The sequence below is a fragment of the Paucimonas lemoignei genome, from assembly GCF_004342585.1.
In the GTDB taxonomy this organism is placed as follows: Bacteria; Pseudomonadota; Gammaproteobacteria; order Burkholderiales; family Burkholderiaceae_D; genus Paucimonas; species Paucimonas lemoignei.
The window spans coordinates 45,615-71,407 of sequence record NZ_SLZQ01000016.1 but is presented as its reverse complement, the minus strand read 5'-3'; the positions used below and the strand labels follow the sequence as shown (position 1 = coordinate 71,407).

General features: G+C 56.8%; 28 protein-coding genes. 21 read left to right on the top strand and 7 right to left on the bottom strand.

Features of this window, described 5'->3' with window-relative positions; genetic code table 11:
• Window positions 1–98: 98 nt before the first annotated feature.
• The 3 genes from EDC30_RS17715 (at window position 99) to EDC30_RS17705 (ending at window position 3,397) form a co-directional block, all read left to right on the top strand.
• Complete coding sequence (locus EDC30_RS17715; protein ID WP_132260191.1) at window positions 99–1,385, top strand: Glu/Leu/Phe/Val family dehydrogenase; 1,287 nt, start codon at window positions 99–101, stop codon at window positions 1,383–1,385.
• Window positions 1,386–1,483: 98 nt separating this feature from the next.
• Window positions 1,484–2,548, top strand: a complete 1,065-nt coding sequence (gene pyrC, locus EDC30_RS17710; RefSeq protein ID WP_424446943.1) for a dihydroorotase — start codon at window positions 1,484–1,486, stop codon at window positions 2,546–2,548.
• Window positions 2,549–2,581: 33 nt separating this feature from the next.
• Complete coding sequence (locus EDC30_RS17705) at window positions 2,582–3,397, top strand: DUF3025 domain-containing protein (RefSeq protein ID WP_243656845.1); 816 nt, start codon at window positions 2,582–2,584, stop codon at window positions 3,395–3,397.
• Window positions 3,398–3,568: 171 nt separating this feature from the next.
• Here EDC30_RS17705 and rpsI read toward each other — a convergent pair whose 3' ends face one another.
• Both rpsI and rplM read right to left on the bottom strand, forming a co-directional pair.
• Window positions 3,569–3,961 carry a 30S ribosomal protein S9 gene (gene rpsI, locus EDC30_RS17700; RefSeq protein ID WP_132260190.1) on the bottom strand — a complete coding sequence of 131 codons (393 nt, stop codon included), beginning with the start codon at window positions 3,959–3,961 and terminating at the stop codon, window positions 3,569–3,571.
• A 9-nt stretch (window positions 3,962–3,970) separates the two neighbouring features.
• Complete coding sequence (gene rplM, locus EDC30_RS17695; RefSeq protein ID WP_132260189.1) at window positions 3,971–4,399, bottom strand: 50S ribosomal protein L13; 429 nt, start codon at window positions 4,397–4,399, stop codon at window positions 3,971–3,973.
• Window positions 4,400–5,010: 611 nt separating this feature from the next.
• On the opposite strand from rplM, the gene EDC30_RS17690 reads away from it, so the two are divergent.
• Window positions 5,011–5,454 carry an OsmC family protein gene (locus EDC30_RS17690; RefSeq protein WP_132260188.1) on the top strand — a complete coding sequence of 148 codons (444 nt, stop codon included), beginning with the start codon at window positions 5,011–5,013 and terminating at the stop codon, window positions 5,452–5,454.
• A 1-nt stretch (window position 5,455) separates the two neighbouring features.
• On the opposite strand, the gene coq7 is transcribed toward EDC30_RS17690, so the two are convergent.
• Complete coding sequence (gene coq7, locus EDC30_RS17685) at window positions 5,456–6,082, bottom strand: 2-polyprenyl-3-methyl-6-methoxy-1,4-benzoquinone monooxygenase (RefSeq protein WP_132260187.1); 627 nt, start codon at window positions 6,080–6,082, stop codon at window positions 5,456–5,458.
• Window positions 6,083–6,143: 61 nt separating this feature from the next.
• Between coq7 and EDC30_RS17680 the strand changes: the two genes are divergently transcribed.
• The 6 genes from EDC30_RS17680 (at window position 6,144) to erpA (ending at window position 12,745) form a co-directional block, all read left to right on the top strand.
• Window positions 6,144–7,547 carry a porin gene (locus EDC30_RS17680; RefSeq protein WP_132260186.1) on the top strand — a complete coding sequence of 468 codons (1,404 nt, stop codon included), beginning with the start codon at window positions 6,144–6,146 and terminating at the stop codon, window positions 7,545–7,547.
• A 186-nt stretch (window positions 7,548–7,733) separates the two neighbouring features.
• Complete coding sequence (locus EDC30_RS17675; RefSeq protein WP_132260185.1) at window positions 7,734–9,965, top strand: class I SAM-dependent methyltransferase; 2,232 nt, start codon at window positions 7,734–7,736, stop codon at window positions 9,963–9,965.
• Between the two features lie 113 nt (window positions 9,966–10,078).
• A complete protein-coding gene (argC, locus tag EDC30_RS17670; protein WP_132260184.1) occupies window positions 10,079–11,125 on the top strand; it encodes an N-acetyl-gamma-glutamyl-phosphate reductase in 1,047 nt (348 codons plus the stop codon).
• 32 nt (window positions 11,126–11,157) lie between these two features.
• Window positions 11,158–11,904 (top strand): DUF6776 family protein, encoded by a 747-nt coding sequence (locus EDC30_RS17665; RefSeq protein WP_243656844.1) that lies wholly within the window; start codon window positions 11,158–11,160, stop codon window positions 11,902–11,904.
• Between the two features lie 24 nt (window positions 11,905–11,928).
• A complete protein-coding gene (locus tag EDC30_RS17660; RefSeq protein ID WP_132260182.1) occupies window positions 11,929–12,336 on the top strand; it encodes a bactofilin family protein in 408 nt (135 codons plus the stop codon).
• Between the two features lie 58 nt (window positions 12,337–12,394).
• Window positions 12,395–12,745: an iron-sulfur cluster insertion protein ErpA gene (erpA, locus tag EDC30_RS17655; RefSeq protein WP_132260181.1), complete on the top strand. Its 351-nt coding sequence runs from the start codon at window positions 12,395–12,397 to the stop codon at window positions 12,743–12,745.
• A gap of 104 nt (window positions 12,746–12,849) precedes the next feature.
• Here the strand turns inward: erpA and EDC30_RS17650 are convergent, their stop codons facing one another.
• Both EDC30_RS17650 and EDC30_RS17645 read right to left on the bottom strand, forming a co-directional pair.
• A complete protein-coding gene (locus tag EDC30_RS17650) occupies window positions 12,850–14,022 on the bottom strand; it encodes an anhydro-N-acetylmuramic acid kinase (RefSeq protein ID WP_132260180.1) in 1,173 nt (390 codons plus the stop codon).
• Window positions 14,023–14,099: 77 nt separating this feature from the next.
• Window positions 14,100–15,467, bottom strand: a complete 1,368-nt coding sequence (locus EDC30_RS17645; protein WP_132260179.1) for a M23 family metallopeptidase — start codon at window positions 15,465–15,467, stop codon at window positions 14,100–14,102.
• Between the two features lie 163 nt (window positions 15,468–15,630).
• On the opposite strand from EDC30_RS17645, the gene tyrS reads away from it, so the two are divergent.
• The 7 genes from tyrS (at window position 15,631) to ruvC (ending at window position 21,787) form a co-directional block, all read left to right on the top strand.
• Window positions 15,631–16,866 carry a tyrosine--tRNA ligase gene (gene tyrS / locus EDC30_RS17640; RefSeq protein ID WP_132260178.1) on the top strand — a complete coding sequence of 412 codons (1,236 nt, stop codon included), beginning with the start codon at window positions 15,631–15,633 and terminating at the stop codon, window positions 16,864–16,866.
• A gap of 18 nt (window positions 16,867–16,884) precedes the next feature.
• The gene (gene dtd / locus EDC30_RS17635; protein ID WP_132260177.1) at window positions 16,885–17,340 is read left to right on the top strand and encodes a D-aminoacyl-tRNA deacylase; all 456 of its coding nucleotides are present in this window, start codon (window positions 16,885–16,887) and stop codon (window positions 17,338–17,340) included.
• A gap of 18 nt (window positions 17,341–17,358) precedes the next feature.
• Window positions 17,359–18,006 carry a histidine phosphatase family protein gene (locus EDC30_RS17630; protein WP_132260176.1) on the top strand — a complete coding sequence of 216 codons (648 nt, stop codon included), beginning with the start codon at window positions 17,359–17,361 and terminating at the stop codon, window positions 18,004–18,006.
• Between the two features lie 142 nt (window positions 18,007–18,148).
• Entirely contained in the window at window positions 18,149–19,189 is a 1,041-nt protein-coding gene (dusB, locus tag EDC30_RS17625) for a tRNA dihydrouridine synthase DusB (protein ID WP_132260175.1), read from the top strand.
• Window positions 19,190–19,216: 27 nt separating this feature from the next.
• The gene (locus EDC30_RS17620) at window positions 19,217–19,450 is read left to right on the top strand and encodes a Fis family transcriptional regulator (protein ID WP_132260174.1); all 234 of its coding nucleotides are present in this window, start codon (window positions 19,217–19,219) and stop codon (window positions 19,448–19,450) included.
• A 73-nt stretch (window positions 19,451–19,523) separates the two neighbouring features.
• Window positions 19,524–21,089 carry a bifunctional phosphoribosylaminoimidazolecarboxamide formyltransferase/IMP cyclohydrolase gene (purH, locus tag EDC30_RS17615; protein WP_132260173.1) on the top strand — a complete coding sequence of 522 codons (1,566 nt, stop codon included), beginning with the start codon at window positions 19,524–19,526 and terminating at the stop codon, window positions 21,087–21,089.
• A gap of 155 nt (window positions 21,090–21,244) precedes the next feature.
• The gene (gene ruvC / locus EDC30_RS17610; protein ID WP_132260172.1) at window positions 21,245–21,787 is read left to right on the top strand and encodes a crossover junction endodeoxyribonuclease RuvC; all 543 of its coding nucleotides are present in this window, start codon (window positions 21,245–21,247) and stop codon (window positions 21,785–21,787) included.
• Window positions 21,788–21,821: 34 nt separating this feature from the next.
• Here ruvC and EDC30_RS17605 read toward each other — a convergent pair whose 3' ends face one another.
• The gene (locus EDC30_RS17605) at window positions 21,822–22,196 is read right to left on the bottom strand and encodes a hypothetical protein (RefSeq protein ID WP_132260171.1); all 375 of its coding nucleotides are present in this window, start codon (window positions 22,194–22,196) and stop codon (window positions 21,822–21,824) included.
• 142 nt (window positions 22,197–22,338) lie between these two features.
• Here EDC30_RS17605 and ruvA point away from each other — a divergent pair, with 142 nt between their 5' ends.
• The 4 genes from ruvA to EDC30_RS17585 all read left to right on the top strand — a co-directional run bounded on the left by ruvA (window position 22,339) and on the right by EDC30_RS17585 (window position 25,301).
• A complete protein-coding gene (ruvA, locus tag EDC30_RS17600) occupies window positions 22,339–22,914 on the top strand; it encodes a Holliday junction branch migration protein RuvA (RefSeq protein ID WP_132260170.1) in 576 nt (191 codons plus the stop codon).
• 50 nt (window positions 22,915–22,964) lie between these two features.
• Complete coding sequence (ruvB, locus tag EDC30_RS17595) at window positions 22,965–24,017, top strand: Holliday junction branch migration DNA helicase RuvB (protein WP_132260169.1); 1,053 nt, start codon at window positions 22,965–22,967, stop codon at window positions 24,015–24,017.
• A 96-nt stretch (window positions 24,018–24,113) separates the two neighbouring features.
• Window positions 24,114–24,956, top strand: coding sequence for a 2-keto-4-pentenoate hydratase (locus EDC30_RS17590; RefSeq protein WP_132260168.1), 843 nt, complete (start codon window positions 24,114–24,116; stop codon window positions 24,954–24,956).
• Between the two features lie 33 nt (window positions 24,957–24,989).
• A complete protein-coding gene (locus EDC30_RS17585; RefSeq protein WP_132260167.1) occupies window positions 24,990–25,301 on the top strand; it encodes a DMT family transporter in 312 nt (103 codons plus the stop codon).
• Window positions 25,302–25,320: 19 nt separating this feature from the next.
• Here EDC30_RS17585 and EDC30_RS17580 read toward each other — a convergent pair whose 3' ends face one another.
• On the bottom strand, window positions 25,321–25,764 hold the full coding sequence (locus EDC30_RS17580) for a DUF2147 domain-containing protein (RefSeq protein WP_132260166.1): 444 nt from the start codon (window positions 25,762–25,764) through the stop codon (window positions 25,321–25,323).
• Window positions 25,765–25,793: the final 29 nt, after the last annotated feature.

Here is a 25,793-nt window from a genome sequence, read left to right as displayed (position 1 = left end):
AGCATCCGTTTCAAGACTCATGTGCCGGCAATGCCTTCAGAGATGTGACGACGGACGACCCCGGGCCATTGCCGCCGCAACCACCACGGAGGACAGGCATGCCGACTTCGCACCATATCCCCAGCTATCTGACCCAGCATGATATCGGCCCGTGGGGCGTGTATCTGGAGCAGATTGATCGTGTCACGCCTTACCTTGGTTCGCTGGCGCCGTTAGTAGAAACCCTCAAGCGGCCCAAGTTGATTCTCGCGGTCGACGTGCCGATCCGGCGCGACGATGGCACCATCGCCCACTTCGAGGGCTACCGGGTGCAGCACAATACCGCGCGCGGCCCGGGTAAAGGCGGCGTGCGATTTCACCAGAGCGTAACGCTTTCCGAGGTGATGGCCTTGTCGGCCTGGATGACGATCAAGAATGCCGCAGTCAATGTGCCTTATGGCGGCGCCAAAGGCGGCATCCGTGTCGATCCCAAAACACTGTCGCGCGGCGAGCTGGAGCGCATGACGCGGCGCTATACCAGTGAAATCGGCATCATCATCGGCCCGACAAAGGATATCCCGGCGCCGGACGTCAACACCAATGAACAAATCATGGCATGGATGATGGATACCTATTCCATGAATGCCGGCAGTACCGTATCGGGTGTCGTGACAGGCAAGCCGGTCTCCCTTGGCGGCAGTCTCGGCCGCCAAGCCGCCACTGGTCGCGGCCTGTATGTCGTCGCTTGCGAAGCTGCCGTCAGAAGCGGAATGGATATCAAGGGCGCGCGGATTGCCATCCAGGGCTTTGGTAATGTCGGCGGCGTCGCCGCGCGTCTGTTTGCCGAAGCCGGCGCCAAGGTCGTCGCGGTGCAGGACCATGCCGGCACGGTTGTGCGCGAAAGCGGCCTGGATATTCCCGCCTTGCTCGCGTATGCCGGCGAACGCGGGACAGTGGCGGGCTTTGCTGCTGCCGATGCGCTGCATGATCAGGACGCATTCTGGTCGGTCGATTGCGATATCCTGGTGCCGGCAGCCCTGGAGCAGCAGATCACCGCCTCCAATGCGGATCAGATTCGCGCCAAGATCATCGTCGAAGGCGCCAACGGCCCGACCACGCCGGCTGCCGACGATATCCTGCATGACAAGGGCGTGCTGATCGTGCCCGACGTGATCGCCAATGCCGGCGGCGTTACCGTCAGCTACTTCGAATGGGTGCAGGATTTTTCCAGCTTCTTCTGGACGGAAGAGGAAATCAATCAGCGACTGGCCCGCATCATGCGTGAAGCATTCGGCGCCGTCTGGCAACTGGCGAAAGAGCGCAAGGTATCGTTGCGCACGGCCGCCTTCATCGTCGGCTGTAGCAGGGTTTTACAGGCGCACGAAATGCGTGGACTGTATCCTTAAAATCGAGCGTAGCGGGACAATTTCCGGCAGCGGATGCGTCGCACGGGAAGGGCAGGACGGGTAAAATGACGGCTTGATCGAAGAGCCCGAGAGTTATCATGTCTAATCAAGCAAGCCTGCCAGAAAGCATCACCTCCAGCATCACCATTACCCGTCCTGATGACTGGCATTTGCATGTGCGCGATGGCGCCGTGCTGGCCAGCGTGTTGCCGCATACCGCGCGCCAGTTTGCCCGTGCGATCATCATGCCGAACTTGAAGCCGCCGGTCACCACCACCGAACAGGCTGGCGCTTACCGCACGCGCATTCTGGCTGCCTTGCCGGCAGGCTTGCAGTTCGAGCCCTTGATGACGCTCTACCTCACCGACAATACGCCTCCCGATGAAATCCGCCGGGCCAAGGATAGCGGATTCATCCATGCATTGAAGCTGTATCCCGCTGGCGCCACCACGAACTCGGATGCCGGCGTGACGGACTTAACCAAATGCTACAAGACCCTGGAGGTCATGCAGGAAGTCGGCTTGCCATTGTTGGTGCATGGCGAAGTGACCGATCCGGCCGTCGACGTGTTCGATCGCGAAGCGGTATTCATCGAACGCGTCATGCAACCGCTGCGCCGCGCCTTGCCGGAATTGAAAGTCGTGTTCGAGCATATCACCACGCGCCAGGCGGCTGAATTTGTGGCGGAAGCCGACCGCTTTGTCGGCGCCACCATCACCGCGCACCACTTGCTGTACAACCGTAATGAAATCTTCAAGGGCGGCATTCGCCCGCATTACTATTGCCTGCCGATCTTGAAGCGCGAAGAGCACCGCCAGGCGCTGGTCAAGGCTGCGACGTCCGGCAGCGACAAATTCTTCCTCGGCACCGATTCGGCGCCGCACCCGAAAGGCTTGAAGGAACACGCCTGTGGCTGCGCTGGCTGCTATACCGCCTTGCATGCGCTGGAACTGTACGCGCAAGCCTTTGATAGTGTGGACGCGCTGGACAAGCTGGAAGCCTTTGCCAGCTTCAATGGCCCGGCGTTCTACGGTTTGCCGCGTAATTCCGGGACGGTCACATTGAAGCGCGAATCCTGGACCTTGCCGGCCGAATTGCCGTTTGGTGAAAACACGCTGGTGCCGCTGAATGCCGGTGAAACGATCGGTTGGAAGCTGGCTTAAAGCTGGCCGGCTTGTGCATCGCGCCGTGATGCCGTGACTGCGCCATTCCTGCAATCGATAGACTGGAGCCGGCCCTGGCTCGCCCCTCTGCAAGCTGCGGCGCAACCCGTCCTGGCCGCAGCCGATTGGCGCGCCGCCTTGAACGATGCTGCCCGCATGCAGGGCTTGTGCAATCATCGCGGCTTTCCGCTTCAATTCGTCCCGCAAGAAGCATTGCCACAGGGCGTAGCGTACGAGGAATTCATCAGTTCGACCGGTGGCATACCGACGCGTGAGAATCTGCACGATTTTTTCAATGCGATGGTCTGGCTGACTTTCCCGGCAATTAAAAAACAGTTAAACGCTTTGCAGGCCGCGGAGATCGCGCGCCGCTCAGTTCCAGCCAACCCGGAAAAAGCACAGCAGGCCGGAACGCGGGGCAAGGTGCGCGACGCCGCCACGATTTTTGATGAAAATGCCGCGCTTCTGATTTGCGCTGATATGGCCTGGGTAAGTGCCTTACGCGCGCATCGCTGGCGTGAAACCCTGCTGGAACAGCGCCAGGCATTCGGCAAATCCGTCGAAGTCATCCTGTTCGGGCACGCGCTGATGGAAAAACTTGTCATGCCTTACAAGGCCATCACCGCGCATACCTGGGTGGTGCCGGCGGAACCGGAATTTTTTTCGCTGAGCCGGGAACAGCAACGTGCCTGGATCGACATCGCCGTGAGCAGGCAATTGGAAAATGGACTGCAAACCGGTAATTTCACGCCGCTGCCAGTGCTAGGTGTTCCCCATTGGTGGGACGACCAGAATGAAGCTTTTTATACTGACGCGCAGGTATTTCGCCCGCCGCGCAGGACGATATAGACCGTTGCCGAGAACCGTTAAAGAGAGCGGCTAAAGAGGCAGGCTTGATGTCTGCTCGCGATGCGCTGTGCATGAATCCAGATCGGAGCACAAGTCGCGAAAAAAGGAACAGGCTTGAAAAAAGCCGCCAGGCATGAACCAGGCGGCTTTTGACAGTGTAAAGCGTAGAGATTAACGCTTCGAGAACTGCTTGGCGCGGCGTGCTTTACGCAGACCGACTTTCTTACGTTCGACTTCACGTGCATCGCGGGTAACGAAGCCTGCCTTGGACAGTTCCGGCTTCAGCGAAGCATCGTAATCGATCAGGGCACGGGTAATGCCGTGACGCACAGCACCGGACTGGCCGGATTCGCCGCCGCCATGGACGTTGACCATGATGTCGAAACGCTCGAGGTTGCCGGTCAGTTCCAGCGGCTGACGGATCACCATCAGGCCGGTTTCGCGAGAAAAGTATTCCGCAGCCGGTTTGCCGTTGACAGTGATCTTGCCGCTGCCAGCCTTGATGAACACGCGAGCCACTGCACTCTTGCGACGGCCGGTTCCGTAATTGTAGTTACCGATCATGTCTGTTCCTTAGAATTCGAGTGCCTGGGGTTGCTGGGCGGAGTGCGGGTGCGAAGCTTCCGCATACACTTTCAGCTTCTTGATCATCGCGTAGCCGAGCGGGCCCTTGGGCAGCATGCCTTTGACAGCCTTTTCCAGCGCGCGGCCCGGGAAGCGGGCTTGCATCTTCTCGAAATTGGTTTCGTAGATACCGCCCGGATAGCCGGAATGGCGGTAGTACTTCTTGTTCAGCGACTTGGTACCGGTGACGCGCAGTTTGCCGGCATTGATCACGACGATGAAATCGCCCGTGTCGACGTGCGGAGTGAATTCGGGTTTGTGCTTGCCGCGCAGTCGGCGTGCCACTTCGCTGGCAACACGTCCGAGGACTTTGTCCGTCGCGTCAATCACGAACCAGTCGCGCTTGACCTCATGGCCTTTTGCGGAAAAGGTTTTCATGTTGACTTTCCTAAATGGAGAAATAAATGCTCACTTGATGGCGGTTCCGCGGGCTTTGCAATGACTTTTTATTGCTTCGTTTTGCGGACACATCCTTGTTGTGTTCTTCCTGAGCAAATGGAAGAACCGAAAATTATAGCCTTTTCAAAGGCTTGGCGTCAAATTCAAGCTTTTGATGGCAAATGAAGCATGTTTATGGAAGGGTTTTGCTCATAAAAAAACCCGAAGCAACAAGGCCTCGGGTTGAAATCCACACCAAAGGAGAAGGGTGGAGGAGACAAAGCTTGGTTGCAGCTGGTCAATCAAGTGAACATCAGCATCCGATAAAAACCAGTATAGACAAGCTTATTGTGCGCCGCAAGATAAAATCTTAAAAATTTTCGCAATATTCTCGATGTGTGGCTAGATATTAAAATATTTCTTATTTATTTCAATTGGTTACCTTCATTTTTTATTTTTGATTTTAATTGCTGCGCCATGGCAAAAAACAGGAGAATCTTTGTCCGGACAATATTTGATGGATTTTTGCTTAGGTCCCGCCTTGCCTCATTTATTCGAGCTGTGATTTAGGAGGGTACAATTACGGCAATTTTTTAAGGAGTGAATACATCATGGAGTGCACAGTACGTTGGACCGGCTTGTCAGGCATGACTTTCTTGGCTGAAACTGGATCTGGCCATGTTGTGGCAATGGATGGTGCCCCAGAAGGTGGCGGTCGTAATCTCGCGCCGCGCCCCATGGAAGTGGTGCTGGCCGGTACTGGTGGTTGTACGGCTTATGATGTTGTACTAATTCTGCGCAAAAGTGGCCAGGATATCCGCGGGTGCGACGTTACCTTGAAATCCGAACGGGCTGAAAAAGATCCGAAGGTGTTTACCAAGGTTCATTTTCATTTTGTGGTCCGTGGCAGGAACATGAAAGCCAATCTCGTTGAGCGCGCTATTAAGCTTTCCCATGAGAAGTATTGCTCTGCTTCTATTATGCTGGAAAAAACCGCAGAAATGACGCATTCCTACGAGATCGTCGACGATAATGCGCCAATTCAGCAGCAATAAGCTATAAATAATAAGCAGTTGTTGTCATAACTTTCGCCATACCACGCATCACTGCGCGTACTGGCAGGGGCAAGTCAGCGGCTCCGAGATTCCTGGCTGCGGAGCCATGCGCGACTTCATCCTGGCGCATTTGTTCAACGATCGCCCGAGATTTGGCATCTTGTTGCGGTAGCTTCTCCAGGTGGCTATTCAGATGAGCTTCAACCTGACGTTCTGTTTCCACAACGAATCCCAAACTATGGGCATCCCCAAGGCGACCGGCTGCCAGCCCAATAGCGAATGCGCCGGCATACCAGAGCGGATTAAGCAAGCTTGGACGCGAATTTAGCTCCCGCAAGCGCTCAGCCGTCCAGGCTAAATGATCCTCTTCCTCGTGGCGTGAATGGTCCAGTTGGCGTTGCACTTCTGAAGTTTTGGCAAATAAGCCTTGTGAGGCATACAAGGCTTGCGCACATACCTCCCCGACATGATTGACCCGCATGAGCCCCGCGCTATGCCGGCGTTCAATGTCGTTCATTTCATTTTCATTAATGTTCTTTGCTGGATTCAGGCGGCCTGCGGTAGTGATACCAACAACGGTACGCAGCGCGCTATCTAGTCCAATTACAAGTTGATCCAACTTTCGCATTTGTTGTCACCTTTTTAATTAACCTTATCAAACACTTAGTAATTAGTAATGTAGTGTTGCAATGAAGCGACATAACTCCGTGCATATTGCCATAAAAGCCAAAATTGCTTTGCTCTACCGGCGAGATTTTGCTGAAATGTTATATAGCTTCTTTACCAATTGGATTAGAAGTGCCGGCAGGGACGTTTCCACTAGTGGCCTTGCTGGAAGCAACAAAAATTTTGGCTTCACAACTCTCGGAGAAATTTTAATGAAAAAATCGCTTCTCGCTCTCGCAGTTCTGGGCGCATTTGCAGCTGGTACCGCACAAGCACAAACCAACGTTTCGATCGGTGGTATTCTGCAAGCTAACGTTAAGAATTACAAAGTCAGCAGCACTACTCGTGTTGCCAATAACGAACTGCGCGTTGACGATGATTACAATTCGCGCTTCTGGCTGACTGGCACTGAAGATCTGGGTGGCGGTCTGTCTGCTCTGTTCTACGTTGAAAACCGTTTTAACACCGACCAGCGTCAATCGACCGGTAGCGGCCTCAGCACGAACGGCGCAACTGGTGCTGGCTTGGCTGACGGTGACACCTTCGTTGGTCTGAAGGGTGGCTTCGGTCAAGTTACCTTTGGTAAGCATTCTTGGATGTCGGTCCAAGGTCTGACCACTGAATTCATGACAGGCACCAATGGCTTCTCGGCCATGCCGACTAGCATGACCGCTACCTATTCCATCATGAACCAAACTGGTTTGGGCAACGGTGGTGGCGTTACTGCTGGTCAACCACAAGGTGGTACACTGGTAGGTGGCTTCAGCTATCTCGATACTACCCGCCGCATCAATTCGATCACCTACCGTTCGCCGGTTATCGCTGGATTCAGCGGCGTGGTCGGTTTTTCGCCTAACTCGGCTGGTCCTGAAGGCACGATCAACGGCACCACTAACTATGACGATGGTCAGGAATACTACCTGCAAGCTGGTTACAACAACGGTCCGCTGGCTTTGGGACTGGCTTACCGTAACGTAGAGGCCGAAGGTCGTAGTGGCTTTGATGACCAGCAGCTGCGCTTCACTGGTTCTTACAAGTTCGCTGGCGTCAAGGTTGGCCTGATCGTTGACCGTGCAAAGCGTGAATTGGTTGCCAATGGTGCTGTCCAAGCTGGTGCCAATACTTTCCATCGTACCGCATGGTCGATCCCTGTCAGCTACGCCTTTGGTAACAGCACCATCCTGGCTAACTTCACCAAAGCAGGTGATCGTAGCGGCGTCGCCGACTCCGGTGCCAAGATGTACACCATTGGTTATGATTATGCTCTGTCCAAGCGCACCAACGTCGGCGTGTTCTACAGCCGTCTGGACAACGATACCAACGGTGCTTACCAGCCGTTCCTGGCCAACACTTCCTTCACCGGTTCTGGTCTCCAGAATGGCGAAACCGCTTCGACCTTCGCACTGGGCGTGAAGCACACTTTCTAATTGTTTAGGGTTTATCCCTGACAAGCAGAATAGCTTTGCTATATGAAAACGGGCGCTTCGGCGCCCGTTTTTTTGCATCTCAAAAATAAGAACATAAACGATGCGCTACAATAAATGTCCAATAGCAATTTATTGTCGCTCCCTTAGGAAGCAAGAGGATGGCTTCCCTTCTGCACTGGAATAGATTTGAACAGAATCGGCCGCAATGATCCCTGCCCTTGTGGTAGCGGCAAAAAGTACAAGCAATGCTGCGCTTTACGCAATGAGGCGGCTGCCTCTGGCAGTCCCATAACCCATGGCGGGATTGCAGACATTTATCCGACATTGCAGGCGGCGCTTGGTTATCATCAGGGCGGCCGTCTCGCAGAAGCCGAGGCTCTGTATCAGCAAGCGCTGACACTCAGCCCGGACAATTTCGATGCCCTGCATTTGCTCGGCGTCTTGATGCATCACACAGGTCGGCATGCCCGTGCTGTAGAGCTGATCGAACAGGCACTAACTCGGCAGCCTGATTTTGCCGAAGCGCACAGTAACCTGGGCGAAGCATGGCGGGCATTGGGTCGATTGGAAAATGCCGAGGCCAGCTACCGGCGGGCATTATCGATGAAGCCCGAATATGCACAGGCACATTACAACCTTGGCTTGACGTTGCATGCGCAGGGACGCCAGGATGAAGCGATTGGCGCTTTCCAGCATGCCCTGCAAATCAATCCTCAATATCCCGATGCATTACTGGCGCTCACCCGGCTTTTTCAATCCGCTGGAGAACTCAAGAAAGCCTTGTTGACGTGCCAGCGCTTGCTGCAAATTCAACCGAATGACGACGCCAATTGGCATCTTTATGCCGGCATCGTGGCGTTGCTCAGCGAAGAGGCCCTGGACCTTGTCGATGAAAGTTCGCTTCAACAAGCTTTTAGCAAAGAATCCCTCGATCCGCAAAAGCTGGAGCGCATTGCTACCGCAATAATTTGCCGCGATCCGCAGATACAAACCTGGCTGCATGTTGCAAATCAGAAGACCGATGCAATCGGCCAGTTTGCGCATACTTGGACTACTGGTGATCTGGACCGGATTTTTGCGATGCCTTTGCTCTTGGCTGTGCTCGAGCAAACGCTCGTCACCGACTATCGGCTGGAAAGACTGCTGGTTGTACTCAGGCAGGGCTTGCTTGCCTTGGGGACGGAAGACGGAGGCCATGTCTCGCCGATAATCGAGCGATTCGCAATTCATTTGTCTCTACAGTGCTTTGCCAACGAATATATTTATGTTGTCAGCAATGAAGACGAAACCAAGTTGGCAAGCTTGGTTGCAAAGGTTGTCGCAAGCTTAAACAAGCAGGAGCCGGTACCGGCTCTGTTTGTTGCCTTGTTAGGCTGCTATCAAGCTTTATACAAGTATCCTTTTGCCGCGCAACTATCGGTGCTCAAATGGTCAGATGCAAATGTTGATGCGCTTCTGGAACGCCAATTGCGCCAGCCTTTGGCTGAAGAATCCATCAAGGCTGATATTCCCAATCTGACTGGTATTGCGGATAGCGTCTCGCAAGCCGTACGGCAGCAGTATGAAGAGAATCCTTACCCGCGCTGGAAGCGCCGCGGCAAGCTGCGTGCCGGGATATCGTTGCGGGAAGCCTTGCGTCAGCGCTTGCCGTATCATGAATTTCCCGAACAAATGCCGGCAGCGCCGCACATTTTGATTGCGGGTTGCGGCACTGGCAGCGATGCGTTTCAAGTTGCCCAGTCTTTTCAGCATGCTGATATCCTTGCAGTGGATATCAGCAAGACGAGCCTTGCCTATGCTATTCGGGCAACAAAAGAATTCGGCGTTCACGACATCGACTTTCGTCATGCCGATATCCTGGAGCTCGGCAAGCTGGACCGCCGGTTTGATGTCATCGTGTGCAGTGGCGTATTGCATCACATGCATGACCCGATGGCGGGCTGGCGCGTGTTGACCGGCTTGCTGCAACCGGATGGCTATATGAATATCGGGTTGTATAGCCGACGTGCACGCCGCGAGGTAAGCGCGTTGCGGCAAGTGGTGGCGGACAAGGGGTATCCGGCTACGCGTGAAGGGATTAGCCGTTTCCGGCGTGATGTCATGGAAGGCGAAGCCGGGATTGAAGTGGGCAATATTTCAATCAGCCCGGATTTTTACAGTACCAGCGCATGCCGCGATCTTATTTTCCATGTGCAGGAACACGTATATTCGCCGCTGGAAATTCAGCAATGTCTGGACGAATTAGGCCTCGAATTTTTGGGATTTGAATATGCCAATCCTTTGATCAGGGGCCGCTATCTTGCCAGGTTCCCGAATAATCCGGCATGCGATTCGCTGCCGAATTGGGATATCGTGGAAGAGGAAAATCCGGAAATTTTTGCGGGCATGTATCAATTTTGGGTGCGAAAGCGGAACTGATCGGCTTGAAGTAATTGCCTAAGAATTGTGCCAAATTGGTGTGACGGATTCCCAGAAGCAATACGGGGATCCGCTGCCGGTAAAATATTGGCTTATCTAATAGTGAGGAAATGATGATTAAAGTCGGTATTGTGGGTGGTACCGGATATACCGGAGTTGAATTATTGCGCTTGCTGGCAGTGCATCCGGAAGTTGAGCTTGCCGCTATTACATCTCGGAAGGAAGATGGATTGCCGGTTGCCGACATGTTTCCCTCCTTGCGCGGACATGTATCGCTGGCATTCTCCGCTCCCGAAAAAGCCAAGCTGACGGAGTGCGATGTCGTTTTCTTTGCCACGCCTCACGGTGTGGCAATGGCGCAGGCGCCCGAATTGCTGGCGGCCGGCGTCAAGGTGATCGACCTGGCGGCGGACTTCCGTATCCAGGATACGGCGCAATTTGAAAAATGGTATGGCATGCCGCACGCCTGTCCCGATCTGCTCAAGGAAGCGGTGTACGGTTTGCCGGAAGTGAACCGCGAAGCCATCAAGAAAGCTCGCCTGATCGGCTTGCCTGGCTGCTATCCGACATCCATGCAGCTGGGCTTTGCACCTTTGCTGGCACAAGGCAAGCCGCTGGTGAATGAAGCGGCACTGATTGCCGACTGTAAATCAGGTGTTTCGGGGGCCGGGCGCAAGGCCGAAGTTCACACGCTGATGGCTGAAGCTGCGGACAATTTCAAGGCTTATGGCGTCAAGGGGCACAGGCACTTGCCGGAAACGGTACAAGGTCTGCAGGCAATCGCCGGCGGACGTAAAGTCGGCCTGACCTTCGTGCCGCATCTGGTGCCGATGATCCGCGGGATTCATTCCACGCTGTATGCGACGATCCTGCCGGAAGCGCGCGATATCGATTTCCAGGCCTTGTACGAACAACACTTCGCAGGCGAAAAATTCGTCGATGTGCTGCCGCCCGGCAGTCACCCGGAGACGCGTTCCGTCCGCGCCTCCAACATGTTGCGCATTGCCGTGCACCGGCCGGATGGCGGCGATCTGCTGGTCATCCTGGTGGTAGAGGACAATCTCGTCAAAGGCGCGGCAGGCCAGGGCGTGCAGTGCATGAACATCATGTTCGGCCTGGATGAAAAAGCCGGGCTGGGTCTCGTTCCGGTTCTACCGTAATTACCGGTATCGTTCGTATGTCATTAGGAAAATTGTTCGGCTCGTCGTTGCGACTGAAACTGTGGCAGCGACGCTTATCCGTTGCGGCTCCTAAAGTCAGTATCCGGCATCATCTGCCATGGCCGCTGCGTTTGTTGTTGATGGCAGTCGTGCTGGGTCTGGCAGGGGCGATCGCTCTTGGGACCTATGACCTGGGGCGTCAGCTTGCCAAGTCCGGTATGCCGGTTGATCCCGCCGAACTCGATGGCTTGCGCGAACGCCTGTCGCAGGTGAGTGCAGAGCGCGACCGTTTTTCCGGGAGTATGGATGCCGCAGAGAGCCAGTTGCAGATTGAGCGTTCCGCTCAAAAGCAGTTGGCCGCGCAAGTCAAAACCCTGATTGCAGAGAATGCCCGCCTGAAGGAAGACCTCGCGTTTTTCGAAAGTTTATTGCCTTCCAGTACGGGCGCCGCCGGCATTGCGATTCGTCGCTTGACAGCAGAAATGATTGCGCCAAATCAATTGAAATATCGCTTACTAGTGATGCAAGGCGGTAAGGGTGAGCGCAATTTTGTTGGAAACTTGCAATTAACGGTGAACGTAGTGCGCGAAGGGAAAAATGCTATGATGATTTTCCCTGATAATAAATCGGGCGAAACTGAAAAATTCAAGCTTACATTCCAGCATTACCAAAGGCTGGAAGGCGTGCTGAATCTGCCCGAGGGCGCTACTGTGCAAACCGTGCAGGCGCGCATACTGGAAAAAGGGCAAGTGCGCGCGCAACAGTCGGCCAAGCTGTAAAAAAATTATCTAAGGAGTGCCATCATGTTTGGCAGTAAAAGCAAAAGCACCATCGATAGCCTGATCGGTTTGTCCACCAGAATCGAAGGAGACTTGCATTTCAAGGGAGGCTTGCGCATTGATGGCCAAGTTCGCGGCAATGTGATTGCCGATCCGAGTTTGGCCAGCATGCTGGTGATTTCGGAACATGCGGTGATCGAAGGCGAAGTGCGCGCCGCGCATATCGTCGTCAATGGCGAGATCAAAGGCCCGGTGCATTCCCACGAATTGCTGGAGTTGCAACCAAAGGCGCGTATTACCGGCGATGTGAATTACAAGGCACTGGAAATGCATGGCGGCGCACTGGTTTCCGGCAAGTTGACGCATGACCAGACCGAAGAACCAATGCTGAAACTGGCGGCTCCAACCAAACTGATCGGGTCGAATACCTGAGTATTTAGATCGGGTTATAATGGCGCATCTGCCGAAACAATCTCAGTAGGAGTACACCATGAATGCCGTAACCGAAATGCCCGCACCGATCATCTTTACCGACAGCGCTGCGGCCAAGGTTGCTCAATTGATCGAGGAAGAAGGAAATCCCGACCTGAAACTGCGCGTGTTCGTGCAGGGCGGCGGTTGCTCCGGCTTCCAGTATGGCTTTACCTTTGACGAAATCGTCAATGAAGACGACACGACCATGACCAAGAATGGCGTGCAATTGCTGATCGATTCGATGAGCTACCAGTACCTGGTTGGTGCCGAAATCGATTACAAGGATGACCTGGAAGGCGCGCAGTTCGTGATCAAGAATCCGAACGCCACGACCACTTGCGGCTGCGGCTCGTCTTTCTCCGCCTGAGTCGTTTCTCGCCTATCCAAAGCGCAGCATTGGCTGCGCTTTTTTTATTCCCGCATCAAAACGCGTCGGTCGCGGCGGGACGCCAATGCTGATTGCCAGACCTGTCAGGCAGGATACAGGGCGCCCAGTATACGGTCGCCTCGGGCGCCGGTAACTGCTGGCAGATTGCCTGGGCGCCGCACATAGAAACGATGCGCCAGCCAGGCAAAGGCCAAGGCCTCGACGTGGTGCGGCGGTATGCCCAGCGCCGCTGTGGTGTGAACGGCAATCCCCTGACGGCGCTCGTCGAGCGCGGCTTGCAATTGCTGCATCAGGAAGGCATTGCATGCGCCGCCGCCGCAGACATGCACCGTGGCGGCATCCGGCGCATAACGCGCGACGGCATCGGCCAGGGTAACGGCGGTGAATGCCGCCAGCGTGGCTTGCACATCACGCGCATGAGACGGGCTATCAGGCACGCCTGCCTGGCCAAGTCGCGTCCGTAACCACTCCATGTGGAACAGATCTCGCCCGGTGCTCTTGGGCGGCGCCAGACTGAAGAAGCTTTCGTCGCACAAGGCTTCCAGCAGCGCGGGCAGCACCTTGCCGCCGGCGGCCCAGTCGCCATTGTTGTCGTAGGTCTTGCCCTGATGGTGGCTGATCCAGGCATCCAGCAAGACATTGCCCGGGCCGGTGTCGAAGCCGCTAACTGGCATGGAGGACTGGGTCTCGGCGTTCAGCGGCGGCAGGATGCTGATGTTGCTGATGCCGCCGATGTTGGCAACGACCCGGACGGTATCTGGCGACGCGAAGACCGCCTGATGAAAGGCCGGCACTAAAGGCGCGCCCTGGCCGCCGGCAGCGATATCGCGGCTGCGCAGATCGGCAACCACATCGATGCCGCTCAATTCGGCAAGCAGGGCGGGATTGTTGGTTTGACGCGTGTAGCCAAGTTCCGGGCGATGCCGGATGGTTTGCCCATGCACGCCGATTGCCGTGACTTGGCCAGGCGCCAGGCCTGCCTGGTCCAACAAGTCCTTGACGCACCTCGCGTAATACTCGGCCAAGGCGTTGGCGAGCAATGCTTCACGATGAATTTCATTGCTGCCGGCAGTCTGCAGCGCCATCATTTCAGCGCGCAGCTCGTCCGGGAACGGCACGTAAGCACTGGCCCGCGTCTGCACCGCGCCGCCGGCATAGTCGTCAGGTAACGCGGCAAGGGCGCCATCGACGCCGTCCAGGCTGGTGCCGGACATCAGGCCGATATATAAGGGAGAGGAGGGCTGGTTCGCAGGCATAAAAAAACCGTTCGTGGAGACTTGATTCTACAAGCCTTCACGAACGGTTGGATACGAACTAGCGCCCGCCGGAAAAATTATTTGCTAGACGCGAGTTGGGTGCTGGAGCCTTGGGGGCTGAGCAAGGCGAAGCGGTGCAACATGTCCGCCGCAACGCCGCGGAAACGCTGCAATTGTGCTCCAGCCAGAGGCTGTGCGGTCGGCATGTCGATGGTGAGCGGATCGCGCGCCACGTTATTGACGCGGAATTCATAGTGCAGATGCGGGCCGGTAGACCAGCCGGTGCTGCCGACATAGCCGATCAGGTCGCCCTGGTTGACTTTCATGCCCTTGCGGATGCCACTGGCAACGCGGCTCATGTGAGCATAAGCGGTTGAGTAATTGCCCCAGTGCTTAATCACCACGACATTGCCGTAGCCGCCTTGAACGCCGGCGAAGTCGATGACGCCATCACCGGCGGCACGGATCGGCGTACCGGTCACGGCAGCGAAGTCGACGCCCTTGTGCGCTTTCCATTTTCCGGAGATGGGATGCTTGCGCATCGAAAAACCGGACGAAATCCGCGAGAATTCCAGCGGCGACTTGAGGAAGGCTTTTTTCAGCGACTTGCCATCGAAGCTATAGTAGCCCCCGCCCTGACGGCTACCCGGCTCGTCGAACCACACCGCCTGGTAAGGACGGCCGGCATTGACGAATTCGGCGGCCAATACGCGACCGGCACGGACGTATTCGCCGTCCTGCCAGAAAGTCTCGTAGACGACATTGAAGCGATCGCCGCGTCGCAAGTCGGAAGCAAAATCGATATCAGTAGAAAACATGTCGACAATTTGCATGGCGACATTGTCGGGAATCTGTGCCTGGTCGGTGGCCGCAAACAGCGAGGAACGGATATCACCGCTGCGCATTTCGACGCGCTTTTCCAGAGCGGCCGGCGCTTGCGAGGTCTTGAACTGGCTGCCGTCGCGTTGAATCACCAGGTTGGTCACGTTGTCACGGCCATTGCCGATTGTCGTATGCAACCACTGCAGCTCACCCTCCGGGCTGGTCTGGACACGCACTTGTTTGCCCGGCCTGAGCTGCAACACCTGGTAAGCAGTACGGTCATTCTTGATGAATTCCGTGGCAGAGGCATCATCGACGCCCAAGCGCCTGAGAAGCGTAGCCAGGGTATCGCCGGAGCGGACCTTTTCTTCGCGTACGTAGAATTCCGGCGTGTTGAGCTGGGCGGCGATCTGGCTTTGCAAATCAGGCAATTCCAGATCGAGCGCAATGGATTTGACGGGAATGTCGGCGGCATCGGGCGCCATCGGCGCAACCCCGGCAGCGCCAACAGCGAACACGGCGAGTAAAAACGCCGAGCTCGATACGATGCGCGACTTGCGCGACGCGCCGAACCATTGTTTGGCGCGCGCTCCTAAGTCGATCAATTTATCTCTAGTGAACATGCAATCAGTTAAAATCTACCGTTTCTCTTTCCCGGGTTGTTATTCTTATTGATTAACGGCATGGTAAATAAAGGATCGATAATTATACTGACGCAGGAAAGATTCTCAAACGAACTTTATACAAATGGCCGATAACTCGAAATTGACAGAAGATAAAGACACGATGAGTTCTGTTGCAGCGCAGCAAGCTCCGGTCTTGTCTGATGCGGTAAAGCATGCGTTCGCCGTCACCAAGCGTGGCGTTGAAGAATTGCTTATCGAATCAGAATTCATTCAAAAACTGGTACGCGCTGAACAAACGGGCAAGCCGTTGCGCATCAAGCTGGGGCTGGATCCGACGGCGCCGGATTTGCATCTGGGGCATACCGTAGTCTTGAATAAATTGCGTCAATTGCAGGAGCTCGGGCATCAGGTGATCTTCCTGATCGGCGACTTCACGTCGATGATCGGTGATCCGTCGGGACGCAATGTCACCCGGCCGCCGCTGACCCGGGAACAGATCGAGCAGAACGCGCGTACCTACTTTTCTCAGGCAAGCCTGGTGCTCGACCCGGAGCGCACGGAAATTCGCTACAACTCTGAATGGTGCAATGCCCTTGGCGCGGCGGGCATGATCCAGCTGGCGGCCAAATATACCGTTGCCCGCATCCTCGAGCGCGACGATTTCACCAAGCGCCTGAAAGCCGGCACGCCGATTTCGGTACATGAACTGCTGTATCCGCTGATGCAGGGATATGACTCGGTCGCCTTGCGCTCGGACCTGGAGTTGGGTGGCACCGACCAGAAATTCAACCTGCTGGTCGGGCGCGAATTGCAAAAGGAAAGCGGTCAGGAGCCGCAGTGCATCCTGACCATGCCGCTGCTGGAAGGCCTGGACGGCGTGGAAAAGATGTCCAAGTCCAAGGGTAACTACATCGGCATCACCGAGCCGGCCAACACCATGTTTGCCAAGGTGATGAGCATCTCCGACGAGATGATGTGGCGTTACCTGGAGTTGCTGTCCTTCCGTCCGCTCGAGGAAATTGCCTCCTTCAAGCGCGAAACCGAGGAAGGACGCAACCCGCGCGATATCAAGGTCTTGCTGGCGCAGGAAATCGTCACGCGCTTCCATTCGAAGCAGGCGGCCGACGATGCGCTGGCGGATTTCAACAACCGGGCGCGCGGCGGCATTCCTGACGACGTTCCTGAGGTCAGCCTGTCCGGCGCGCCGTTGGGCATCGGCCTGCTGCTCAAGCAAGCCAACCTGTGCGCATCGACTTCGGAAGCGTTGCGCATGGTCGAGCAGGGTGGTGTCCGTATCGATGGCGCGGTCGTCAGCGACAAGGGTTTGAAGGTGGACGCGGGTACGTTTGTCGTTCAGGTTGGCAAGCGCAAGTTTGCCCGCGTGACGCTGGCTTAATTCAGCTTAGGCAGTTGTATGATTGGATTGCTGCAGCGCGTGGCGCAAGCCAGCGTTAGCGTCGATGGCGAAACCGTTGGCGCTATCGGCCCGGGCTTGCTGGTCTTGTTGTGCGCCGAGCGGGGCGATACCGAAAAGGAAGCGGATGCCTTGCTGGCCAAGCTGCTGGCTTATCGGGTATTCAATGATGAATCCGGCCGCATGAGCCGCAGCTTGGTGGATGAGGCGGGCGGACTGCTGCTGGTGCCGCAATTTACCCTGGCGGCCGATACCCGTTCCGGTACACGCCCTTCCTTTACTCCGGCGGCTCCGCCGGACGAGGGGCGGCGCCTGTTCGATCACGCGGTGACGCGAGCGCGCGCCACCTATGATGCCGACAAGGTGCAGACCGGGCAGTTCGGCGCGCACATGCAAGTGGCGCTGGTGAATGATGGTCCGGTGACATTCTGGCTGCAAGTGGCACCGGCGCGCTGAGCAATTAATGGATATTGCATGACCGAGATACTGCTGATTCGCCACGGCGAAACCGACTGGAATACCGAGCGCCGCTTGCAGGGGCACCTGGATGTGGCGCTCAATGCCGAAGGCGTGCGGCAAGCGCAGGCACTCGGCCAAGCCTTGCGCGGCGAGGCGCTGGACGCGATTTTTTCCAGTGATTTGTCGCGGGCGCGGCAGACCGCCGAAGCGATTGCCGCAGGACGGGGCGTGCCGGTGCAGATCGAATCAGGTTTGCGCGAACGCTGCTACGGCGCGTTCGAGGGATTGCGCCACGACGATATCCGTCAACGTTACCCGGAAGCGTACGCCGCCTGGCAGGCGCGAGAACTGGATGCGCGCATGCCGCCGGGCGAGCGGTCCGGGGAAACGCTGCGGGAATTTTCCGCGCGCGCGGTCGGTGCTCTGGTTGGCCTGGTGGTGGCGCGTCAATGGCGGCGCATTGCGGTCGTCTCGCATGGCGGGGTTCTGGACTGCATTTGCCGCGAGGCGCGTGGGCTTGGTTGGGAAATGCCGCGCGACTTTGATATCCGTAACGCCAGCATCAACCGCCTGCATTGGAACGGCACTGCGCTGCAGGTAGTCGAGTGGGGCGATATTGCCCATTTGCGCCAGGAGGCGCTGGACGAAGTCGACCGCACCTGATTTCGATTCAAGCTTCTATTCAATCCGGCATCCGGGAAAATCTGGATGAAATGTTAATTCCGGCGCGCGCTGATATCGAAAGCGACAGAAAGTCGATGTTTCAGGGGTAAAATATCAGGTTTTCCTCGTTTGTCGGCTTGTCGTGAACATCGGCCCTTATTCCTTACGCAACAATGTCTTTGTCGCTCCCATGGCGGGAGTGACGGATCGGCCATTCCGGCAATTGTGCAAGCAATTGGGGGCCGGTTACGCGGTGTCGGAAATGGCAGCATCGAATCCGCGCCTGTGGCATTCCGAGAAAAGCGCGCGCCGTACCAATCACGATGGTGAAATGGAACCGAAAGCGGTGCAGATCGCCGGCGCCGATCCGGCCATGCTGGCCGAGTGCGCGCGGTTCAATGTCGAGCGCGGTGCGCAGATCATCGACATCAACATGGGTTGCCCGGTCAAGAAAGTGTGCAATAACTGGTGCGGCTCGGCTTTACTGCAAAACGAAAAACTGGTCGGCGATATCCTGCAAGCCGTGGTGGCAGCAGTCGATGTGCCGGTCACTTTGAAATTCCGCACGGGCTGGGATCGGCAACATAAAAACGCTCTGACGATCGCCAGGATGGCCGAGGATAGCGGCATTGCCATGCTGACCCTGCATGGCCGCACGCGCGCCGATGGCTACAGCGGCGAGGCGGAATACGACACGATTGCCGCAGTCAAGGCGGCGGTGAAGATCCCGGTGGTCGCCAATGGCGATATCGATACGCCGGAAAAAGCCAAGCACGTGTTGCAAGTGACTGGCGCCGATGCGGTCATGATCGGCCGGGCGGCGCAGGGGCGTCCCTGGATTTTTCGCGAAGTCGACCACTACCTGCGCACCGGCACGCATTTGCCGGCGCCTACCGTGGCGGAAGCGCGGCATTTGATGGCGGAACATCTGCAGGCGCATTACGCCTTCTATGGTGAATATCTCGGCGTACGGACGGCGCGCAAGCATATCGGCTGGTATGTGCGCGAATTGCCGGAGGGCGAGGATTTCCGTCGGCGCATGAACCTGATCGAACAATGCGACGAGCAGTTGGCGGCTTTGGAAAAGTTTTTCGACCAGCAATTGCAATATGGCAAGCGGTTACAATACGGTTCAACCGCCAGCGGCCTGTCTGCCGGCCAAGCGCAACTTGAAGCGGCTTGACCGGCAGTGAATTTTTAATGTGTAAAAATGAGCAAAGATAATATCCAAGATGTCGTTCGTAAAAGCCTGGACCGGTATTTCAAGGACCTGGGCGAACAACAGCCGACGAACGTCTATGAAATGGTGGTATTCACCGTGGAAAAGCCTATCCTGGAAGCGGTGATGGCGCGCGCCGAGGGCAACCAGTCGCTCGCAGCCGAGATGCTGGGCATTAACCGCAATACGCTTCGCAAGAAACTGCAGCAGCACGGTTTGCTCTAGAGCTTCGTCCTCGCTCCCAATTCGAGCCGGCTACGCTTCGCCTAACTTTTTCCTTACTATCGCAAGTCCGACCATGATTAAACAAGCTCTCCTTTCCGTTTCCGACAAGACCGGCGTGCTGGAATTTGCACGCGAACTGTCCGCCATGGGTGTCAAGTTGCTCTCCACCGGCGGCACCGCCAAACTGCTGGCCGATAACGGCTTGCCGGTGACGGAAGTCGCGGATTACACGGGTTTCCCGGAAATGCTGGACGGCCGGGTCAAGACTTTGCATCCGAAAGTCCACGGCGGCATCCTGGCGCGCCGCGATTTCCCGGAACACCAGGCTGCGCTGGCTAAGCACGATATCCCGACCATCGACATGGTGGTGGTGAACCTGTACCCGTTCCAGCAAACCGTCGCCAAGGAAGAGTGCTCGCTGGAAGACGCCATCGAAAATATCGATATCGGCGGCCCGGCCATGCTGCGTTCCTCCGCCAAGAACCACAAGGATGTCGTGGTGATTTGCGATCCGGCCGATTACACCCGCGTGCTGGCTGAACTGAAGTCGGGCAAGGGCGAAGTCAGCTATGAAACCAAGTTCGATCTGGCCAAGAAAGTGTTCGCGCATACCGCTGCATACGACGGCGCCATCACCAATTACTTCACTGCGCTGGGTGCCGACAAGGCTCACGTCACCCGCAGCGCCTATCCGGCGACGCTGAACCAGCAATTCGTCAAGGTGCAGGAAATGCGCTACGGCGAAAACCCGCACCAGTCGGCGGCGTTCTATCGCGATGTGCAACCGGTGACCGGTTCGCTGGCAAATTACACCCAGTTGCAGGGCAAGGAACTGTCGTTCAATAACATCGCCGATGCGGATGCAGCCTGGGAATGCGTCAAGAGCTTCGATTCCACCGCTTGTGTCATCATCAAGCATGCCAATCCTTGCGGCGTGGCAGTCGGCGTGAATGCGTTGGAAGCCTACAGCAAGGCCTTGCAGACCGATCCGACTTCGGCATTCGGCGGCATCATCGCTTTCAATTGCGAACTCGATGGCGCGGCTGCCCAGGCCGTGGCCAAGCAATTCGTCGAAGTGCTGATCGCGCCGTCCTTCACCGAGGAAGCCAAGCAAGTGTTCGCAGCCAAGACCAATGTGCGCCTGCTGGAAATCCCGCTGGGTAACGGCGTCAACCAGTACGATTTCAAGCGCGTCGGTGGTGGTTTGCTAGTGCAATCGCCTGATGCCAAGAATGTCTTGCCGGCCGATCTGAAAGTCGTCAGCAAGAAGCAGCCGACGCCGCAGCAATTGCAAGACCTGATGTTTGCCTGGCGCGTGGCCAAGTACGTCAAGTCGAATGCCATCGTCTTTTGCGGCAATGGCATGACGCTGGGCGTCGGCGCCGGCCAGATGAGCCGCATCGATTCCGCCCGCATCGCGTCGATCAAGGCGCAGAATGCCGGCTTGTCGCTGGCCGGTTCGGCGGTGGCTTCGGACGCTTTCTTCCCGTTCCGCGACGGGCTGGACGTGGTGGTGGATGCCGGCGCGACTTGCGTGATCCATCCGGGCGGCTCGATGCGCGACCAGGAAGTCATCGATGCGGCCGACGAGCGCGGCGTGGTGATGGTTTACACCGGCATCCGTCATTTCCGTCATTGATGTAACAAGGCCCCGCGAAATCCAAAAGCGCCTTTCAACATGATTCTGAGGGTGTTGCGCAGTCTTGCCGTACAGCTGTACTGTCTGCGGCAGCGCCTACTCAGCATCGTTTCGCTTCATTTGATAGGCGCTCTAAAGGAAATGGGGCACAGGTCATGAAAATCCTCGGTATCGACCCTGGCTTGCGGATCACCGGTTTCGGCGTGATTCACAAGGAGGGTAACAAGCTGACGTATATCGCCTCCGGCACCATCAAGACACCGGACGCCGATTTGCCGCAGCGTCTGAAAACCATTCTCGCCAGCGTCGGTGAGGTGGTGCAAACCTATCGCCCCGACTGCGCGGCGATCGAGAAGGTCTTCGTCAACGTTAATCCGCAATCGACACTCTTGCTGGGGCAGGCCCGCGGCGCGGCGATCTGTGCGCTGGTGGCGGCTGACTTGCTGGTGGCGGAATACACGGCGCTGCAAGTGAAGAAGGCGGTGGTCGGACATGGCCAGGCGCAAAAGCAGCAAATGCAGGATATGGTGCAACGCCTGCTGCAGTTGCCTGGCGTGCCGGGCAAGGATGCGGCCGATGCGCTGGGCGTGGCGATTTGCCATGCCAACAACCGGGATGTGCTGAGCGTGCTGGGGAGCATGTCGCCCGATTTGGTGAAGAAAGGGTTGCGTGTACGGAACGGCCGTTTGATCGGCTAACTATTTCCTGGATGGAAATCTGAGGAGAAGCAGGTCAGCTTTCCTGTTCCGCGCGCCTTGCGGCGATCTCGAAATGGTTGCTCCAGTAGGCATCCTTGCCATGCAAGAGCGCCCAGACGCTTGCTGCGATATAAACCACAGGAAATACAAATCCCCAATGCGCCGCTTGCCGGACGTGAGCCAGTTCATGGGTGAGGATACGGGCTGTCAAACCTTGCCTCTGGGCGATCACGATATGGCCGATCGCCATGGCACACATTGCACCGAAAGGATGATATTCCAGCAACAGGTCAGCCAGCCGGCCACGCACCAGCAGGGCAGGCGTTGGCTGGGTCACGACATCGATCCTTCCGCGCAGCAGCAGCGTCGGCAGCATGATGAGCACTGCACCCACTAAAGTCAGTGGCAATGCCCACAGGATTCCTAGAAGGGTAGCGATCCGCCCGGCGCGATTCCGGTGGTGCCGCGCTGGTGAGTGATAAGCCGATATGCGCATGACACTTGCTTGTTGTCCTGTATGATGGATGCAATTTACTGCAAAAAGTGCCGCTATGATAGGTCGTATTTCCGGAATCTTGCTTGAGAAAAATCCACCGCAATTACTAATTGATTGTAATGGTGTGGGATATGAAGTCGGCGTGCCGATGAGTACCTTCTATAACTTGCCTGCGCTCGGCGAAAAAGTCGTGTTGCTGACGCATTTGACGGTGCGCGAAGATGCGCATTTGCTGTATGGCTTTGCCTCGGTTGAAGAGCGCAATGTCTTCAAGGAGCTGATCAAGATTTCCGGTGTCGGTGCGCGGACGGCCTTATCGATTCTTTCCGGCATGTCGGTGGCCGACCTCGTGCAAGCCGTGACCCTGCAGGAATCGGCCCGCCTGACCCGGGTGCCGGGAATCGGCAAGAAAACCGCGGAACGCCTGTTGCTGGAATTGAAGGGCAAGCTCGGCGCCGATCTGGGTGCCGCCGGTGCGGCAGTGCCGGGCGATGCGACGGCCGATATCATGAATGCCTTGCTAGCCTTGGGATATTCCGACAAGGAAGCCACGCTGGCGATGAAGCAGGTCCCGGCCGGTACCGGCGTGTCCGAAGGGATCAAGCTGGCCTTGAAGGCATTGTCTAAATAACTGACTTAAGACCTTGAAAGCAGGGCGTTTGACCTGCAAGTGCGCAAACCATGAGCATCCAGACCGATAACTTCACCGAACAACGCATTATTGCGGCGACGCCGGCTTCTCCCAATGAAGAAGCGATCGAGCGCGCCTTGCGGCCGAAGCAGCTGGAAGAGTATGTAGGGCAGGAAAAGATTCGCGACCAGCTGGAAATTTTCATCAGCGCCGCCCGCAAGCGCCATGAAGCGCTCGACCATACTTTGCTGTTTGGTCCGCCGGGCCTGGGCAAGACGACGCTGGCGCATATCATCGCGCGCGAAATGGGTGTCAACCTGCGCCAGACTTCCGGACCAGTGCTGGAACGGGCTGGCGACCTGGCCGCGCTGCTGACGAACCTGGAAGCCAACGATGTCTTGTTCATCGATGAAATCCATCGCCTGTCGCCAGTCGTGGAAGAAATCCTGTATCCGGCGCTGGAGGATTACCAGATTGATATCATGATCGGCGAGGGGCCGGCAGCGCGCTCGGTGCGACTGGATCTGCAGCCTTTTACGCTGGTGGGAGCCACGACCCGCGCCGGCATGCTGACCAATCCCTTGCGTGACCGTTTCGGTATTGTTGCACGCTTGGAATTTTATTCGCCTGAGCAATTGGCACGCATTGTCAGCCGCAGTGCGGCGCTGTTGAATGCGCCGATCCAGGATGCCGGCGCGCTGGAAATCGCCCGCCGTAGTCGCGGCACCCCGCGTATCGCCAATCGCTTGCTGCGCCGCGTGCGCGATTATGCCGAGGTGAAAGGCACTGGCGAAATTACTCAGGAAATGGCGGATGCCGCGTTGAAGATGCTGGATGTCGACCCGGTCGGCTTCGATATCATGGACCGCAAGCTGCTCGAAGCGGTGTTATTCAAGTTTAATGGCGGACCGGTGGGACTGGATAACCTGGCGGCGGCAATCGGCGAAGAGCGCGACACGATTGAAGACGTACTGGAACCTTATCTGATCCAGCAAGGGTTTTTGCAGCGGACCCCGCGCGGCCGAATCGCTACGCCCACGGCCTATTCCCATTTCGGGGTAAGCGCGCCGCGCAGCAATTCCAGCGGAGAACTCTGGGACTAAGCATCCATCGCTTTCGCATTCAAGTCGCAAAGAAAATGCGAATTATTTTGCGCTGGATCGAGTCCAACTTTGGACTATTTCCAGTGAGATCGTCTAATGCTGCTTTCCTCTCAAACCAATCGATATGCCCATCAATTGATCGAGGCACGCAACAAGGGTAAGCCCATGGCGCCGCTGACTTCGCGCGCGCCCTTATCCATAACCGATGCGTATGAAATCGCCAAGACTATTGCCGATATCCGCATTGCCAATGGTGAAGTCATGGTGGGGCGAAAGGTCGGCTTCGCCAATACCAAATACCAGGCACGGCATGGCCTGGTAAGTCACGAGGCGACGCCGACCTGGTCGCCGCTGTTCGATTCGACCGTGCGTTATGTCGAGGATAATCATGGCGTGCAAAGCCTGGCCGGCGCCTTGCAGCCGCGCATTCAACCCGAAATCGTTTTCAAGCTGGGCGCCACGCCCGATCCGCACGCCAGCGTGCATGGCTTGACCGATTGCATCGAGTGGATGGCGCATGGCCTGGAAATCGTGACATGTCCTTATCCGGACTGGCGATTCGAGATTGCCGATGCGATTGCCGCGTTTGGCTTGCACGGCGCCTTGCTGATCGGCGAGCCCAAATCCCTGTCGCAGGCATCGCGCAATCATCTGATGCAGGTGTTGGCGGATTCCAGCGTTTCCCTGTCGCGCAGTGATGGGGATGAATTCACTTTATGTGCGGCAGGCTTCGGCAGCGATGTGATGGGCAGCCCGGTGTATGCATTGAAGCGCCTGCATCGCATGCTGGCATCGAATCCGCAGTTTCCGCCGCTTGCCGCAGGCGAGATCGTTTGCACCGGTGCGTGGGCGGAAGCGTTTCCGCTCGCGCCGGGCCAGACCTGGGTGACGGCGTTTTCGGGCGTCAGCCTGCCGGGCTTGAGTATTTCATTTGTATAATCCCGCTCGAATCATGTCGAGAAGGGGAAGACGTTGGCCTGGGGAGTATTGCTGTTTGCGGGTGTGCTGGAAATCGTCTGGCTGATTTTATTCAAGCAGTCAGAAGGCTTCAGCCGTTGGGGCTATGCCGGCGCGGGCCTGGCGGTTTCCCTGCTGAGCTTTGGTTTACTCGGCTGGACCTTGAAGACGCTGCCGGTCGGCACTGCCTATGCCATCTGGACCGGTATCGGTGCGGCAGGCGGCGCCATTGTCGGCATTCTGCTGTATGGCGAGCCTGCCACCGCGATGCGCCTGGCGTGCATCGCCTTGATCATTGCCGGCATTGTCGGGCTGAAGCTGGCTTGAAACCGGGCCGCTCGCGTGATTACTCTTCCCGCAGCCAGGTCTGCGTGCGGCCAAACATCGGCACGCCGACGTAGCCGCGCACATTCAGTTTCTTGCCGCCGTCGATCAGCGTCATCTTGCTCTTGTAGACTTTGCCGCTGGCGGCGTCGAGGATTTGCCCGCCGCTGTATTCGTTGCCGTCCTGGCGCATGCCGCTGACGATGGTCATGCCGAGCATCGGCTGGTCCTTGTTGGCGCCTTCGCATTTGTCGCATTTCGGATTCTGGTCTTGGTCCGGGCTGCGGAAGAGTTTTTCTATCTTGCCGCGATATTCGCCGTTTTCTTCATGGATGCGCACCAGCGCGCGCGGCTTGCCGGTTTCGTCGTCGATGGTTTTCCAGAGGCCGGCCGCAGTGGATTGCGACCAGGCATTCAGGGAAGCGCACAGGCCGATTGCCAAAATCGAAAGGGAAGCGGTTTTCATGATGTCTCCTGTCGTGTCTTATGTTTGGC

Bases quoted from the DNA above. Each gene is read 5' to 3' on its own strand.
- EDC30_RS17715 (WP_132260191.1), top strand. From the start codon at position 99: ATGCCGACTTCGCACCATATCCCCAGCTATCTGACCCAGCATGATATC.
- pyrC (WP_424446943.1), top strand. From the start codon at position 1,484: ATGTCTAATCAAGCAAGCCTGCCAGAAAGCATCACCTCCAGCATCACC.
- rpsI (WP_132260190.1), bottom strand. From the start codon at position 3,961: ATGATCGGTAACTACAATTACGGAACCGGCCGTCGCAAGAGTGCAGTG.
- rplM (WP_132260189.1), bottom strand. From the start codon at position 4,399: ATGAAAACCTTTTCCGCAAAAGGCCATGAGGTCAAGCGCGACTGGTTC.
- EDC30_RS17690 (WP_132260188.1), top strand. From the start codon at position 5,011: ATGGAGTGCACAGTACGTTGGACCGGCTTGTCAGGCATGACTTTCTTG.
- coq7 (WP_132260187.1), bottom strand. From the start codon at position 6,082: ATGCGAAAGTTGGATCAACTTGTAATTGGACTAGATAGCGCGCTGCGT.
- EDC30_RS17680 (WP_132260186.1), top strand. From the start codon at position 6,144: ATGAAGCGACATAACTCCGTGCATATTGCCATAAAAGCCAAAATTGCT.
- argC (WP_132260184.1), top strand. From the start codon at position 10,079: ATGATTAAAGTCGGTATTGTGGGTGGTACCGGATATACCGGAGTTGAA.
- EDC30_RS17660 (WP_132260182.1), top strand. From the start codon at position 11,929: ATGTTTGGCAGTAAAAGCAAAAGCACCATCGATAGCCTGATCGGTTTG.
- erpA (WP_132260181.1), top strand. From the start codon at position 12,395: ATGAATGCCGTAACCGAAATGCCCGCACCGATCATCTTTACCGACAGC.
- EDC30_RS17650 (WP_132260180.1), bottom strand. From the start codon at position 14,022: ATGCCTGCGAACCAGCCCTCCTCTCCCTTATATATCGGCCTGATGTCC.
- EDC30_RS17645 (WP_132260179.1), bottom strand. From the start codon at position 15,467: ATGTTCACTAGAGATAAATTGATCGACTTAGGAGCGCGCGCCAAACAA.
- tyrS (WP_132260178.1), top strand. From the start codon at position 15,631: ATGAGTTCTGTTGCAGCGCAGCAAGCTCCGGTCTTGTCTGATGCGGTA.
- dtd (WP_132260177.1), top strand. From the start codon at position 16,885: ATGATTGGATTGCTGCAGCGCGTGGCGCAAGCCAGCGTTAGCGTCGAT.
- EDC30_RS17630 (WP_132260176.1), top strand. From the start codon at position 17,359: ATGACCGAGATACTGCTGATTCGCCACGGCGAAACCGACTGGAATACC.
- EDC30_RS17620 (WP_132260174.1), top strand. From the start codon at position 19,217: ATGAGCAAAGATAATATCCAAGATGTCGTTCGTAAAAGCCTGGACCGG.
- purH (WP_132260173.1), top strand. From the start codon at position 19,524: ATGATTAAACAAGCTCTCCTTTCCGTTTCCGACAAGACCGGCGTGCTG.
- ruvC (WP_132260172.1), top strand. From the start codon at position 21,245: ATGAAAATCCTCGGTATCGACCCTGGCTTGCGGATCACCGGTTTCGGC.
- ruvA (WP_132260170.1), top strand. From the start codon at position 22,339: ATGATAGGTCGTATTTCCGGAATCTTGCTTGAGAAAAATCCACCGCAA.
- ruvB (WP_132260169.1), top strand. From the start codon at position 22,965: ATGAGCATCCAGACCGATAACTTCACCGAACAACGCATTATTGCGGCG.
- EDC30_RS17590 (WP_132260168.1), top strand. From the start codon at position 24,114: ATGCTGCTTTCCTCTCAAACCAATCGATATGCCCATCAATTGATCGAG.
- EDC30_RS17580 (WP_132260166.1), bottom strand. From the start codon at position 25,764: ATGAAAACCGCTTCCCTTTCGATTTTGGCAATCGGCCTGTGCGCTTCC.